General features: G+C 55.6%; 12 protein-coding genes. 7 read left to right on the top strand and 5 right to left on the bottom strand.

Translation table 11 applies throughout. From position 1 onward, the window contains the following. Nucleotides 1-2: 2 nt before the first annotated feature. From cobA to hemL, 4 genes are read left to right on the top strand one after another with little or no spacing between them, the layout of a single operon-like run. Complete coding sequence (cobA, locus tag ACFWUB_RS10770) at nt 3-1,523, top strand: uroporphyrinogen-III C-methyltransferase (protein ID WP_020311098.1); 1,521 nt, start codon at nt 3-5, stop codon at nt 1,521-1,523. Next, nucleotides 1,520-2,509 carry a porphobilinogen synthase gene (gene hemB / locus ACFWUB_RS10765; RefSeq protein ID WP_020311099.1) on the top strand — a complete coding sequence of 330 codons (990 nt, stop codon included), beginning with the start codon at nt 1,520-1,522 and terminating at the stop codon, nt 2,507-2,509. Before cobA ends, hemB begins: the two co-directional genes overlap by 4 nt. A 1-nt stretch (nt 2,510) precedes the next feature. Next, entirely contained in the window at nt 2,511-3,779 is a 1,269-nt protein-coding gene (gene hemA / locus ACFWUB_RS10760; protein ID WP_294026219.1) for a glutamyl-tRNA reductase, read from the top strand. 12 nt (nt 3,780-3,791) lie between these two features. Beyond that, nucleotides 3,792-5,087, top strand: a complete 1,296-nt coding sequence (gene hemL, locus ACFWUB_RS10755; RefSeq protein WP_416183956.1) for a glutamate-1-semialdehyde 2,1-aminomutase — start codon at nt 3,792-3,794, stop codon at nt 5,085-5,087. A 212-nt stretch (nt 5,088-5,299) separates the two neighbouring features. Here the strand turns inward: hemL and ACFWUB_RS10750 are convergent, their stop codons facing one another. The 4 genes from ACFWUB_RS10750 to ACFWUB_RS10735 all read right to left on the bottom strand — a co-directional run bounded on the left by ACFWUB_RS10750 (nt 5,300) and on the right by ACFWUB_RS10735 (nt 8,568). Then, entirely contained in the window at nt 5,300-6,019 is a 720-nt protein-coding gene (locus ACFWUB_RS10750) for an amino acid ABC transporter ATP-binding protein (protein WP_020311101.1), read from the bottom strand. Next, nucleotides 6,006-6,671, bottom strand: coding sequence for an amino acid ABC transporter permease (locus ACFWUB_RS10745; protein ID WP_302491241.1), 666 nt, complete (start codon nt 6,669-6,671; stop codon nt 6,006-6,008). The genes ACFWUB_RS10750 and ACFWUB_RS10745 overlap by 14 nt, the downstream gene beginning before the upstream one ends. A gap of 377 nt (nt 6,672-7,048) precedes the next feature. Beyond that, a complete protein-coding gene (gene pfkA / locus ACFWUB_RS10740; protein ID WP_416183955.1) occupies nt 7,049-8,011 on the bottom strand; it encodes a 6-phosphofructokinase in 963 nt (320 codons plus the stop codon). Beyond that, on the bottom strand, nt 8,008-8,568 hold the full coding sequence (locus ACFWUB_RS10735) for a shikimate kinase (protein ID WP_014016821.1): 561 nt from the start codon (nt 8,566-8,568) through the stop codon (nt 8,008-8,010). The genes pfkA and ACFWUB_RS10735 overlap by 4 nt, the downstream gene beginning before the upstream one ends. 217 nt (nt 8,569-8,785) lie before the next feature. On the opposite strand from ACFWUB_RS10735, the gene ACFWUB_RS10730 reads away from it, so the two are divergent. The 3 genes from ACFWUB_RS10730 (at nt 8,786) to ACFWUB_RS10720 (ending at nt 12,895) form a co-directional block, all read left to right on the top strand. Next, nucleotides 8,786-9,742 (top strand): C-Myc-binding protein, encoded by a 957-nt coding sequence (locus tag ACFWUB_RS10730; RefSeq protein ID WP_416183954.1) that lies wholly within the window; start codon nt 8,786-8,788, stop codon nt 9,740-9,742. A 172-nt stretch (nt 9,743-9,914) separates the two neighbouring features. After that, nucleotides 9,915-10,757 carry a hypothetical protein gene (locus ACFWUB_RS10725; RefSeq protein ID WP_302680850.1) on the top strand — a complete coding sequence of 281 codons (843 nt, stop codon included), beginning with the start codon at nt 9,915-9,917 and terminating at the stop codon, nt 10,755-10,757. 503 nt (nt 10,758-11,260) lie between these two features. Continuing rightward, on the top strand, nt 11,261-12,895 hold the full coding sequence (locus tag ACFWUB_RS10720) for an IS1182 family transposase (protein WP_292282715.1): 1,635 nt from the start codon (nt 11,261-11,263) through the stop codon (nt 12,893-12,895). Nucleotides 12,896-13,352: 457 nt separating this feature from the next. On the opposite strand, the gene ACFWUB_RS10715 is transcribed toward ACFWUB_RS10720, so the two are convergent. Further along, nucleotides 13,353-14,261 carry an HAD family hydrolase gene (locus ACFWUB_RS10715; protein WP_292298782.1) on the bottom strand — a complete coding sequence of 303 codons (909 nt, stop codon included), beginning with the start codon at nt 14,259-14,261 and terminating at the stop codon, nt 13,353-13,355. Between the last annotated feature and the right edge of the window lie 13 nt (nt 14,262-14,274).

Genomic DNA, 14,274 nt, shown 5'->3' with positions numbered 1-14,274 from the left:
CCATGAACGGTATCGTTTATCTCACCGGCGCCGGTCCCGGCGACTACCGCCTGCTCACCCTGCGGGGCCAGGAAGTCCTGGGCCGGGCCGACGTCGTCATCTACGACTACTTGGCCGATCCGCGCCTTTTAGAATTCGCCCCGCCAGGTGCTGAAAAAATCTACGTCGGCAAAAAAGCCGCTGACCATACGTTATCGCAGGACAAAATCATCGACCTGCTCATTGCCAAAGCCAAAGAAGGCAAGACCGTCGTCCGCCTCAAAGGCGGCGACCCCTTCGTCTTCGGCCGCGGCGGTGAAGAAAGCCGGGCCCTTCACGACGCCGGCCTGCCCTTTGAAATCATCCCAGGCGTCACATCGGCCATCGGCGCACCGGCTTATGCCGGCATCCCTGTGACCGATAGGACGGCGGCCTCTTCCTTTGCCGTCGTCACAGGCCACGAAGACCCGACCAAGGGCCATTCATCGATTCACTGGGACAAACTGGCGACGGCCGTAGATACCCTGATTTTCCTCATGGGCGTCCACAACCTGCCGTCCATTACCAAACAGCTCATCACCTACGGCCGCCCGGCTTCCACGCCGGCCGCCCTAGTCCGCTGGGGCACCAAGGCCGACCAGGAAACGCTGGTAGCCACGGTTGGCGACATCGCTGAAAAAGCGGCAGCCTGCCACTTCCAGGCACCAGCTGTCTTCATCGTCGGCGACGTCGTCGCCCTGCGTCCGTCCATGCAATGGTTCGATACCAAGCCCCTCTTCGGCCTGACCATCGCCGTCACCCGGACCCATGCCCAGGCACCGGCCTTGACACACCGCCTGGAAGAACTGGGCGCCCGCTGCCTGGAAGTCCCGACCATCCGCATCACGCCGCCGACTGACGATTATCAGGCCCTGGACGAAGCCATCGGCCGATTAGCCAGCTATGACTGGGTCATCTTCACCAGCACCAACGGCGTCGATGCCTTTTTCCACCGCCTCCAGCACCACGGCCGCGACAGCCGGGCCCTGGGCCGGGCCAAACTGGCCGCCATCGGCAGCGCTACGGCCGAGGCCCTGAACCGGTACGGCCTTCGCGCCGACGTCGTCCCCGACGCCTACTGTGCCGAAGACCTGGCCGCCGCTCTGGAGGCTCATTTGTCGGGAAAAGAACGCATCCTCATCCCGCGGGCCAAAGAAGCCCGGTCTGTCCTGCCTGACACCCTGCGCCGCTGGGGTGCCGTCGTCGACATCTGCCAGGCCTACTGTACCGTCGCAGCCAGCGAAAACAGCGAGACCCTGACGGATCTCTTGACGCGCCGGGCCGTCGACGTTGTGACCTTCACCAGTTCGTCGGCCGTCCAGAACTTCCTGGCCCTGAACCAGGCCCCGACCGACGTCCTCGACGACATCACCATTGCCTGCATCGGTCCCATCACGGCCCGCACCTGCCAGGAAGCAGGCCTGAAAAAAATAATCACAGCCCAGACCTACACCACAGCCGGTCTGGCTGAATGTATTACAGATTGGAGAATCCAAAAGTCATGAAATTGAATACCTTACGCCCCCGCCGCCTGCGCCTTTCTGCTCCCCTGCGCGTTATGGTCCGGGAAAACCATGTATGTCTCAACGATTTGATTTATCCTATCTTCGTCGTCCCCGGCACGAATGTCAAAGAAGAAATCCCCAGCATGCCCGGCTGTTATCACCTGTCCGTAGACAACGCCGTACGCCTGGCCGAAGACATCTATGCCTTGGGATTGCGGGCTATCGAAGTCTTTGGCCTGCCGGCTTATAAAGACGAAATCGGCTCCAGCGCCTGGGACCCGCAGAGCCCGGTCCAATGTGCCATCCGCGCCATCAAGAAAGCCCTGCCGGACATGGTCATCGTCGGCGACGTCTGCCTCTGCCAGTACACGGACCACGGCCACTGCGGTCAGGTCAAAGACCACTACGTCGATAACGACGCGACGCTGAAGCTGCTCAACAAAGTCGCCGTCAGCCAGGCCGAAGCCGGTGCCGATATCGTCGCCCCGTCGGATATGATGGACGGCCGCATCGCATCCATCCGTCAGGCCTTGGACGAAGAAGGCTTCATCAATACGATTATTATGTCCTATGCCGCCAAATACGCATCCGGCTTCTACGGCCCCTTCCGCGACGCCGCCGATTCGGCACCGCACTTCGGCGACCGCCGCCAGTACCAGATGGACCCGGCCAATGGCCGCGAAGCCATGAAGGAAATCGACCTCGACCTGGAAGAAGGCGCCGACATCATCATGGTCAAACCGGCCCTTTCCTACCTGGATATCGTCTATCAGGCCCGCCAGCGCTGCCAGCGCCCCATTGCGACCTATAACGTCAGCGGCGAATACGCCATGGTCAAAGCCGCAGCCCGCAACGGCTGGATCGACGAAAAACGCATCGTCATGGAAGAACTGACCAGCATGAAACGCGCCGGCGCCGATATCATCATCACCTACCACGCCGTCGACGTCGCCAAGTGGCTGAAAAACGGCGAAGTCGAGGCATAAAATGGACCTCGTCATCCTCGGCCTCAATCATAAGACCGTCCCCGTCGCCATCCGGGAACACTTCACTATGACACCCGACGCCATCCACGACGCCCTGCAGCATCTCGACGATTACGGCGGCCTGCGCGAAGCCGTCATCCTGTCGACGTGCAACCGCGCCGAAGTCTATGCCGTCGTCGACGACGTGCGCGATAATGAACAGGCCCTGCGCGACTTCTTCCTCGACGCAGCCGGCCGTCCGGCTTATGAACCGTCCTATTTCTACAGCTATACGGGAAAAGCCTGCATCCACCACTTGTTCAACGTCGCTGCCAGCCTGGACTCGCTGGTCCTCGGCGAAGGTCAGATCCTCAGCCAGGTCAAACAGGCCTACGTCATGGCCCACGAAAACGGCGCGACCAGTGCCATCCTGAACATGCTCTTCCAGCAGGCCATCGCCACGGGCAAGCGGGTCCGGACGGAAACGCACATTGCCTACAACGCCGTATCCGTCAGCTATACAGCCGTCCAGATGGCCGAAAAACAGCTCGGCTCCCTGTCTGGCCGGAATCTCCTGCTCTACGGCGCCGGCCAGATGGCCCGCCTGACGGCGCAGAATTTCTTAGGCAAAGGCGCCGGGAAACTGTACATCGTCAACCGCCATCTGGAACGGGCCCAGGAACTGGCCGCTGACGTCGGCGGCCAGGCCGTCCACTATAAAGAAGTCCAGTCCGTCGTCTCCGACGTCGACATCATCATCGCCTCGACGGGGGCACCGCACTACGTCATCACCGTCCCCCGGCTGCAGCGCTTCCAGGAACTACGCCAGGGCCGGCCCCTGCTGCTCATCGACATCGCCGTACCGCGCGACGTCGACCCGGCCGTGACCCGTCTGCCCGGCGTCACCTTATACAACATCGACGACCTTCAGGAAGTCGTCCACGACAACGAAGCTACGCGCCAGCGCGAAGCCGTAGCTGCCAGCTATATCGTCGACGAAGCCGTGAACACCATGATTGAACGCTATCAATACCTGTCGGTCCGTCCCGTCGTCCTCAGCCTGTCCCAGCAGGCTGAACGGACACGGCGCCATTTCGTCAAACGAGCCCGCAACAAACTGCCCGAACTGACCGATGACCAGTTCCGCGTCGTCGAGAACTTATCCCATATCCTGGTCCGCAAAATCCTGCGTGCTCCCCTGCGCCGCACGGTCGAAGCAGCCAACACGCCTGACGAAGACCGGGTCGTCCGCGAACTGCGGAACGTCTTCAATTTAGACATCAAAGAATAAGGAGGCCTTTCCATGCTTCACTTAGAAAAATCAGCTGCCGCTTTTGAAGAAGCGCAGACCCTCATGCCGGGCGGCGTCAACAGCCCGGTCCGCTCATATAACCGTATCGGCTGTCCGCCGCCGTTCATCGCCTGGGCCAAAGGCAGTACCATCTGTGACATCGACGGCAATCAGTACATCGACTACGTCGGTTCCTGGGGTCCCATGATCGTCGGCCATGCCCACCCCCGCGTCGTCAAGGCCCTGCAGGAAGCGGCCACGCGCGGCACGAGCTATGGCGCCCCGACGCTGATTGAATCGCAGCTGGCCAAACTGGTCAAAGAAATCTACCCGTCCATCGAAAAACTGCGCATGGTCAATTCCGGCACGGAAGCGACGATGAGCGCCATCCGCGCCGCCCGCGGCTATACGGGACGCGATAAAATCGTGAAATTCATCGGCTGCTATCACGGCCACGGCGACAGCCTGCTGGTCAAAGCCGGTTCCGGTGCCGCCACCTTCGGCCAGCCCGACAGCCCAGGCGTCACAGCCGGCACGGCCAAGGATACACTGACCGTCGCCTATAACGATTCCGACGCCTTCCGGGAACTCATGGACCGCTGCGGCGACGACATTGCCGCCGTCATCGTCGAACCCATTGCCGGCAACATGGGCCTGGTCCTGCCGGAAGAAGGCTATCTGCAGCTCTTGCGTGACGAAACACAGAAGCATGGCACGGTCCTCATCTTCGACGAAGTCATGTGCGGCTTCCGCACGGCCCTGCACGGCGCCCAGAGCATCTATCACATCGTCCCGGACATGACGACCCTGGGCAAGATCATCGGCGGCGGCCTGCCCGTCGCAGCCTATGGCGGCCGTAAAGACATCATGGACTGCGTCTCGCCGGCCGGCCCGGTCTACCAGGCCGGTACCCTCAGCGGCAACCCCCTGGCCATGGCAGCCGGACTGGAAACGCTGCGCCTCATCACAGAAGACCCGGATTACATCGAAAAAGCCTGTGCCAAAACGAAAATCCTGACAGACGGCCTCAAAGACGCCGCTGCCCAGGCCGGTGCTGCCGTCCAGGTCCATCGGGCCGGCACCATGTTCAGCGTCTTCTTCAGCGCCGTCCCGGTCACCAACTACGCCACGTCCGAAGCCAGCGACCAGGACGCCTTCCGCCGCTACTTCCTGTCCATGCTGGAACAAGGCATCTACCTGGCACCGTCCCAATTTGAAACCAACTTCGTCTCCGGCGCCCACAGCGATGAGGATATCGCACGCACCGTCAAAGCCGCGGAAACAGCATTCCGGGCGGCCCGGGGATAAGGCCCTGCGGGCCGTGGGCCGTGGTTCGTGGTTCGTGAGTCGTAGACCGTGGATTGCTGGAGATTGTGCAGACACCCTTTCGGTGTAGGGGCGCCCGAGCGAATCCTGTGCACAGCCTCAGCCTGCATTTCTACGAATTTTCGGCAAACGAATCACGCCAAACGAACCACAAAAAAAGCTGCCGCTTATGCGACAGCTTTTTTTTACGCTTTTTACAGGATTTTCGACAGGAAGAGTTTCGTCCGTTCTTCTTTCGGATGGAAGAAGATGTCATCCGGCTTCCCTTGTTCCAGGATTTTCCCTTCGTCGATGAACAGGACGCGGTCGGCGACTTCCCGGGCAAAGCCCATTTCGTGGGTGACGATGGCCATGGACATGCCGTCTTTGGCCAAATTCTTGATGACGTCCAATACTTCGCGGACCATTTCCGGGTCCAATGCCGATGTCGGTTCATCGAAGAGCATGAACTTCGGTTTCATGGCCAGGGCGCGGGCAATGGCCACACGCTGCTGCTGACCGCCGGACAAGGTTTCGGGATAGGCGTCTTTCTTATCGGCCAGACCGACTTTTTCCAAGAGCTGGATAGCCGTCTTCGTCGCTTCATCCTTGCTTTCACCGCGGGTCTTCATGGGCGACAAGATGATGTTCTGCAAGACCGTCATGTGCGGGAAGAGATTGAAGCGCTGGAAAACCATGCCGACTTCCTTGCGGATATTGTTGATGCTCTTGGCATCGCTCATGCTGATGCCGTCGACGATGATTTCCCCAGCCGTCGGCTGTTCCAGATAGTTGATGCAGCGCAGGATCGTACTCTTGCCGGAACCGGACGGGCCGATGATGACGACGACTTCTTTATCTTGAATGGTCAAGTCGATGCCCTTCAGGACTTCGTGCTTGCCAAAACTTTTTTTCAAACCTTTAATTTCTATCATCCGTTGCGAACCTCCGTTCCAAATAGCTTACGAGACGGGCAATGGTCAAAGTCATGACCAGGTAAATAGCAGCGACAGTCAGCCAGATTTCAAAAGAACCATAGGTCTTGGCTATGATGAGCTGGCCGCGGCGGGTCAATTCTTCAAAGCCGATGACCGAAACCAGGGACGTTTCCTTGGTCATGGAAATAAATTCGTTGCCCAGCGGCGGGATGACGTGTTTAAAAGCCTGGGGCATGATGACATAGCGCATGGTCTGCATCCACGACAAGCCCAGGGAACGGCCGGCTTCCATCTGGCCTTTATCAACGGACTGGATCCCGGCGCGGAAGATTTCCGAAACGTAAGCACCACTGTTGATCGAGCAGGCAGCGACGGCAGCGACGAAGGGGTTGATGCGTTCGCCAATGACCATCGGCAGGGCAAAATAAATCAGGAAAATCTGGACCAGCATAGGCGTACCACGGATAATATTGACGTAGCAGACGGCAATGACCTGTAAAATCTTGACGCCCGACAAGCGGCACACACTGGTAATCAGGCCGAAAATGAAACCCAGGCCGACAGCAATCGCCGTGATTTCAATGGTAACACCGGCACCGGCTAACAGCAGGGGCAATGAGTTCCAGATCAGACTAAAATCAAACGACATGATAACACTCCTCTAAATGACACTCTGTAACATATGATAATATATACGCTACTCTATTATACGTGCATATTTATAAGATGTCAACGCATTGAAGGGGATTATCGCACGAAGGCTGCCGTCGTCATGCATAACCCCTTTTTCACGTCGTTTACCGTGGGTCGTGGTTCGTTTGCCGTAATAAACAAACGCAGTCGGCTGGCCGCAGGCCGCGGTGTAGGGGCCTCCATAAGCGGAGGCCCGCGCGAATCCTGTGGGTGTCCCAAACCTGTATTTGTAAGAGCTTTCGCAAAAAAAGAGGCTGTGCACAAGGAGCATTTCCTTTATGCACAGCCACGGCAAACGAATCACGTTGCACGCCAAACGGCGCCGCAGGCGCCTTATCTCCCTAAGAGATGGACCAGTCTCAACAGATTTTCGTCGATGGGATAGCGCAGGGCTTCGGCTTCCGAATATGGCGTCGCTACGACGCGGTTATCGATGAGGCCGACGACACAGTTATACGTGCCAGCCAGCAGGCTGTCGACGGCTTTCTGGGCAAAACGGCCGGCCATGATGGCGTCATAAGCCGACGGAGCGCCGCCGCGCTGGACATAGCCGAGGACGGTCAAGTTCGGCGAAAGGTAGGTGTGTTCTTTGATGTAGTCGACGACATCAGCCCCTTTGGCAGCACCTTCGGCGACGATGACGATGCTACTCAATTTCTTCATGCGGTGCGATTCTTCCAGGTGACGGCAAAGCGCAGCCAGATCGACGGGATGTTCCGGGACCAGGACCGCTTCGGCACCGGAAGCCATGCCGGCATTGAGGGCGATGAAACCGGCTTCGCGGCCCATGACTTCGATGACGGCGACGCGGTCATGGGAGAACGCCGTGTCGCGGATCTTATTGACCGATTCCAGGACCGTATTGACAGCTGTATCGAACCCCAGGGTATACTGCGTCCCCATCATATCGTTGTCGATGGTGCCGGGAATGGTAATCGTCGGGATGCCCCAGCGGCTCAGAGCCTGGGCACCGCGCATGGAGCCGTCGCCGCCGATGACGACGAGGGCATCTATTTCCAGTTCACGCAGGTAGGCAGCTGCTTTTTTCTGCGTTTCTTTTTCTTTGAATTCCAAGCAGCGAGCTGTCCGCAGCATGGTGCCGCCGCGATGGATGATAGCGCCGACATCACGACGACCTAAGGGGCGCGTTTCATGACTCAACAGCCCTTCATAGCCGCGAATGATGCCTTCGACAGTAAGACCTTTCTGGATGGCATACCGCGTGACGCCGCGAATAGCCGCATTCATACCAGGAGCGTCGCCGCCGCTGGTCAATACTCCGATTTTGTTGATCATTTTACATCCTTCTCCTTCTTTTCCCGGGCAATGAATTGCACATGCCTTTCGTTGATTTTATGGACAATGGATTCGACGATCTGTGACGCTCCCCCGCGCGTCGTATCAATGACGCAGTCGCAGTACGGATAGACCTCTTCCCACTGTTTCATCATCGTGTGGACGAAATCATGAAGATTCTCATAATCGACAGTCGGCCGCTTGCCTATATGACGGCTGACCCGTTCTTCCACGCGGAACGGTTCGGACAATAAAGCGACGATAAATCCATGACGATGCAGGATTCGATAAGTACCGACATTCATGGGAAAGTTGCCGCCAAAGGAAATGACAGCTTCATGATAGCGGCTGACTTGCTGCAGGACATTGATTTCCCGTTCGCGAAAAACTTTTTCTCCGGCACTGGCATAGAACTCGGCAATGGTCATGCCCACAGCCCGTTCAATACGCCGGTCCGTATCGACAAATTGCCAGCCGAGGCGCTGGGCCAGCTTGCGGCCAATATGACTTTTGCCGCTCCCCATCATGCCGACGAGAACGATATTCCGCTTCATCATTATCGGCGCACCTCCTCTATTAGTATACTCTGCATATGTACCCCCTTATTCTATCATAATTTTTTCTCCTTGACACAAAAAATTCTGTACTTTTTCTTCATAGAACTATAAATGGAGTGAATTTCCCTTCATAACAAGATGTTTCCGCCCCTATTCAAGCCCCAAGGCCTGCCTTATAATAGAAACATATTCTATGGACGCGAGGAGAAATCATATTATGAAAATCACACAGCTTATGTATATCAATGAAATAACAGGACTGTCGTGCCGCGGCAATGAATGTTTCTTGCCATATGGCGAAATGCTCTGCCTGGCAGGGCGGCCCGTTCCGACAGCGCGATTATGGGACAAACTGCAAAAAGACGGGTACATCGAATTTCCGGACAAGACGGGCTGCATGGATGGCACGTGCCGCCTGACGCAGCAATCCTTCACGCCGCGCAAATCCGTTTACGACCTGAGCCGGACCGATTCATCAGGCACGGTGAAGGCCGCTACGATTACGGTAGAACAGTTCCCGCGGCCGACGGCCATCGAAGGCCACAAAGTCCGGGGCCTCATGGCAGTGACTCAGCCCCATATGCCGTCGAATACGGCAGAAGCGTTGACCTTGGCAGGCGTCCTGGATACGGCCGGCCAAATCGCCCTGGCCTTCGGTGTCATCCGCCTGGTCTACGACGACACACTGCCCGTCGCCGACGACGATGCCGCCCGGCTCCGCGATGAACTGGCCCAGACCCAGGCCTATTACCAGACCTTGCAGGAAAATTACGACGGCTACGTCCAGACGCTGGAACAGTCCCTGCGCGAATGGGAAACGCGCTGTCCCCAGGAAGACGTCGAAAAAAGGGCCTTTCCCATGCCCGACGACTACACGTCGCGCCTGGAAAAGGTCCTGGAAGGCTTCCGCGTCTGTCTGGCCGGCGGCAGCGCCCTGTGGCATGACAAAGTCCGCACGCGCTTCCCGCACTGGATGATCCTGGAAAACAAGCACTTCGACGTCCAAAAACTCCAGGGTGCCGACGTACTCATCATCAACACCAACCATACAGGCCACGCCCTGGTCCGCAAAGCCTGCCAGCAGGCCGCTTCCCAGGGCACCCTCGTCTGCTACACCAGCCGCTACAACCTGAACGCTGCCGCAGCCGACATCCTCTACGCCTTGGGCGAGTAAGCCTAAGAGCCACTGACTTTTATTTTGCAACATTTTTGTAAAATTGAACAAATAATTGCATTTCCCATAAGATTCTTTACGGCATATTGACGCTCGCCGCAGCGGCGCGCTATAGTAAAGGCATGAGGAGGTGGTATCGTGAAAAAAATGGAAACAGGCTATCCTGGCCGCCTTGTTCTGCACGTGTACGACGTTGACAGGACTGGCTGCAGACACGGCCAAAACGGCACCTGCCGAAGCGGCCGTTCAGACCCAGGCCACCGAAACAGGATCTGAAAAAACAGCAGAAAAAGCCAGTGTGCCTACGGATCCGTTAGCCGGCCATACAGGTAAAATCATCGACAAATATTACCTGACCAAAGGCTCGACCTATAAAGACGTGACGACGCTGCTCCAGACCATCGATTCCCAGCGGACCGGGCTGGACACAACAACCAGGCCTTATTATTTCCGCGTCGACAAAGACCTGACGGACAAGTACTTCCGCCGTGTCCGGGCCTATGACGACAAAACGACGGAACAGATTGGCGAATACTTAGTCGCCAAAGACAAGAGTGCCGTCTGGCGCATGGATACGCCCCACGAAGGCTTGATTTATGGCAGCGCTAAAAAAATGATGAAAAAGAGCCGCATCATCATCTACCCGCGCTACCTGGCCCTGGGCAGCAAAGGCATCGTCGCCCTGCAGACGCCGGGCAATGGCCTGACGGCCAAGAGCCTGAATGAGTCCGTCGCCAAAATCGGAGAAGACAATACCATCATCCCCGTCAAGACGGGCCAAGTAGACATCCTGGCAGACGTGACCGTCGGCGACGTCAAAGAAACGGCATCGCGCCGCATCTCCGTCGTCACCCAGGCCGACCTGCAGCGCATGGCCTACAACGCCTACATGACCCAGCTTTATATGGATACCTATTGGAATTGGGGTTGGGGCAGCCCTTTTTATAATGACTGGGGCTGGCATCGCCCGCCACCACCGCCACGCCACGGCCATCGGCCGCCACCGCGGAGATAGAAAAGGAGCTGTCGCACGTAATCGTGCACAGGCTCTTTTTATGTATGCAAAAACATCATAGCTTTATGGTCGTTCTTCGTGGACGGTTTGCTCGGACTCAGAAGCGGCTTTGCCGCAATAGACTCTGGAAATCAGGCGCAGGAGCGCCAAAAGGCTCCCCTGTGAAGGGGAGCTGGCCGCCAACGGCGGTCTGAGGGATTCTTCTGAAGAGGTTGGCATCGGCCACCTGGCCCCTAGCTGGTTCGCGTGCTCCACTCCTCTTGCCGAGAGTGCCATTTGCTGGCGTGCTGAAACTCGCTGCGCTCAAACAAAGCAGCACGCCGGACGCAAATAGCACGCACGGCATCCGGCACGGCCTACCCGGACCGCGCCGGACCGAGGTCGTTCCCGCAATGTCACCCGCCAGGGGCCAGGCAGCCGTATCCATTAGGGCTGAACAAAAAAATCTGAAAAAAACAAATCCCGGACTGTAAAAAGCCCGGGATTGCGCGTAAAATAGAGTTATGACGACACTAAATACGCATGTCAATTATACAATATGGGAAGCGCCTTATCAACTATCACTTCCCTTGAATATTTCATTTCAGATTCCGGATGACGATCCCGTGCGGTTAGTGAAGCTGCTCATAGAAAGGATGGATTTATCACCGCTGTACCAGACGTATTCTCGTATCGAGAAAAATCAGGCTTCACCACGCCAGTTACTGGCCATCGTTATTTATGCCAGCATGAACCAGATTTTCAGTTCCCGTCGTATTGAATCGGCTTGCCGGAGAGATTTGAATTTTCAATATCTGCTGGAAGGGAAACCCGTTCCCGATCATGCGACTATCGCCCGTTTCCGTTCTCATCATATGGCGGCATGCAGCCGGACCTTGTTTGCCGACATGGATGCCGTCTTGGCTCAGGCCGGGGCCTTATCGCTGAAGAATTTGTTCATCGATGGGACAAAAATCGAATCTGTTGCCAATAAATACACTTTTGTCTGGAAGAAGAGTGTCACGAAACGGCAGGCCAAAGTATTAGCAAAAATTCCGGGCTTTATTCTTAAGACCCAGGAACTCTTTGGCATCCAAGTGCTCCATACACACGCTGTCCATCGGTACCATTTACGGCGGCTGTTGGGGAAATTAAAACGGCTTCAACGAGAAGGACACATCGTTTTCGTCCATGGCAAAGGCCATCGTAAGACGCCATTGCAAAAGGCCATTGAAAAAGCCAAGGATTTCCTGCATAAGACAAAAGAGTACGCCGTCCAGCTTCATTACTGCGGGGACCGGAACAGCTATGCCAAGACCGATATCGATGCCACCTTCATGCATCTGAAAGAAGACGCCATGAAAAACGGCCAGGTCAAGCCTGCATATAATGTACAATATAGCGTGGACGCTGGATTCGTTACCTGGGTCACTGTCGGACCGCAGACTTCAGATTGTACCACCCTGCTGCCTTTCCTCGAAGATTTTCGCAAGCATTTCCCTTTCCAGTATACCCGTATCATTGCAGATTCCGGCTATGAAAGCGAAGAAAATTACACGAAGCTCGCCGAACAGGGGTATGATGCTTACATCAAACCGTCCGACCATGAGCAGCGGAAAAAACGCCGTTTCAAAAAAGATATTGGCAAATTCCAGAATATGGACTATGATGCGAAAAATGATGTCTTTTATTGCCACAATCACCGTAAGCTGACCTGTGTTGGGAAAAAGACCGAAACAACCAGCACGGGATTTAAAATACGCAAAAGCCATTATGTCTGTGAGGATTGTTCGGACTGTCCCTATAAGAAAGGATGCATTCATGGCAATCGCAGCAAGAAGCCGTTGGAAAAAAGGACGAAGCAATTAGAACTTTCTAAAAGGTTCCAAGCCCAACGGGCCGAAATGGAAGCTCACATCAGTTCTCCTACAGGGAAGATGCTTCGAATGAACCGTTCCATCCAGTCTGAAGGCGCTTTTTCCGACATCAAGGCGAATCTGTCGTTCCGGCGTTTTTTGAGCCATGGAACGGAGAACGCCCTGGCAACCAGCATCATACTGGCAATGGCCCACAATGTCTTGACCTTACATCACAAGCTGCAATCCGGCAATTTCGGGACATACCTTTATTCCTTAAAAAAAGTGAAAAAGAGTGCTTGAATAACCATATACATAGCAAAGGCACACGTTTTTTGCCGACTGGATGGCCGGTCTGTTTCGTGTACCTTTTTTACGTTTAGCTAAAAAAAGAGAATAGAACGATGAAATAGAATAAAAAAAGAGAGCTGTCGCACAAAGCCGAAATGGCTTAATGCGACAGCCCCTTTTAAGTGGTTAGCAGCTAGTGGCTAGTGGTTAGTGGATGGTTAAAAATTTGAAACCAGCTTCTACAAACTACAAAGCGAACAGGGCCTCGCATGATGGCAGAAACCTTCGTGCAACAGCCCCTTCTTCTGTATGGGCGCCACGCGGGGCGCCCGCACCGGAATATGTACGATTTCCCGACCTGTTTGCTAGAAGAATCATCCAAATCCCTAACTTTAAAGAGAAACCTCTCAGACCGCCTTTGGCGGCCAGCTCTCCTATTAGGAGAGCCTTTCATCAAGCCTCAAACACCTCACACCAAATGTCTGGGAGCAGCCGAGACGGCGCCTTCCAGGCTTTCTTTTTCTGTTTTGTAGATGCGTTCGGCGATTTCGTCGACTTTGTGGGTCAGCCACATGTAGGCCGTCGTACCCTCACGGTAATCGGCTTCGGCATACATATCGATGCGGCCATCTTCCCGCAGTTGTTCGACCTGGCGGAAGGCCTTGCTGTTTCCTTTGGGATAAATGGCAAAGGTCGATCCGCCGAATTTTTTGACTACCGAAAAGGCCGGCACATCGCTGGGCCCGTCGGCAATATAAATCATATTGGGGAAAGCGACGCGGCGCAGGGCATCGGACATCTTGGCATTGACGTCGATTTCCGGATGCTGCGGCACGCCCTTATTGATTTCAAACAAGGCCCGCGTCTTGGTCGTATTATCGATAGTATAGCCCACTTCACTGATGATTTTATGCTTTTCTGCATCGAGCCCTTCAATGAGGTCGCAGCCCCAGATGTCTTCAACATAGGGCATGACGGCCGACCCTTTGATGATAGCCGACATGCCCGTACTGACGATGTAATGCTCCACCTTGATGTTGTACTCGCGGTACTTGGGGTTCTCTTCGACGACGCGCTGAAGATTCTTGAAGATTTCCGGGACGCCGTGATAATACTTCTGCTTCTGGCCAAAGGTCTTCAGCTTTTCATTATTAAGGCCCTTGAAAATCCCATTCTGTGCGTCCTTGATGAACTGATTCAGATAAATCGTGTCGGCATTGACCTTGACGCCTTCCTTGGCATAATGCGCCGGCAAGGCATTGACATGCTGCCAGAATTTCGCCTTATCAATATGATATTCCTCAAAAATCGGGTCCTGCATGTTCCCGTCAATCAAAGTCTTGTCGAAATCCCAAATCACAGCAATGATGTTCTGCATGAAGCTCACCCCG

This window comes from Megasphaera sp., assembly GCF_047831605.1.
In the GTDB taxonomy this organism is placed as follows: Bacteria; Bacillota; Negativicutes; order Veillonellales; family Megasphaeraceae; genus Megasphaera; species Megasphaera intestinihominis.
The sequence above is the reverse complement of the archived record's forward strand: the minus strand, read 5'-3'. Positions and strand labels throughout refer to the sequence as shown.

What these genes read in the sequence shown, in the direction of transcription:
- ACFWUB_RS10720 (WP_292282715.1), top strand. Translation starts at nt 11,261, where the DNA reads ATGACGACACTAAATACGCATGTCAATTATACAATATGGGAAGCGCCT.
- hemB (WP_020311099.1), top strand. Translation starts at nt 1,520, where the DNA reads ATGAAATTGAATACCTTACGCCCCCGCCGCCTGCGCCTTTCTGCTCCC.
- pfkA (WP_416183955.1), bottom strand. Translation starts at nt 8,011, where the DNA reads ATGATCAACAAAATCGGAGTATTGACCAGCGGCGGCGACGCTCCTGGT.
- ACFWUB_RS10745 (WP_302491241.1), bottom strand. Translation starts at nt 6,671, where the DNA reads ATGTCGTTTGATTTTAGTCTGATCTGGAACTCATTGCCCCTGCTGTTA.
- ACFWUB_RS10730 (WP_416183954.1), top strand. Translation starts at nt 8,786, where the DNA reads ATGAAAATCACACAGCTTATGTATATCAATGAAATAACAGGACTGTCG.
- hemL (WP_416183956.1), top strand. Translation starts at nt 3,792, where the DNA reads ATGCTTCACTTAGAAAAATCAGCTGCCGCTTTTGAAGAAGCGCAGACC.
- hemA (WP_294026219.1), top strand. Translation starts at nt 2,511, where the DNA reads ATGGACCTCGTCATCCTCGGCCTCAATCATAAGACCGTCCCCGTCGCC.
- ACFWUB_RS10735 (WP_014016821.1), bottom strand. Translation starts at nt 8,568, where the DNA reads ATGATGAAGCGGAATATCGTTCTCGTCGGCATGATGGGGAGCGGCAAA.
- ACFWUB_RS10715 (WP_292298782.1), bottom strand. Translation starts at nt 14,261, where the DNA reads ATGCAGAACATCATTGCTGTGATTTGGGATTTCGACAAGACTTTGATT.
- cobA (WP_020311098.1), top strand. Translation starts at nt 3, where the DNA reads ATGAACGGTATCGTTTATCTCACCGGCGCCGGTCCCGGCGACTACCGC.
- ACFWUB_RS10750 (WP_020311101.1), bottom strand. Translation starts at nt 6,019, where the DNA reads ATGATAGAAATTAAAGGTTTGAAAAAAAGTTTTGGCAAGCACGAAGTC.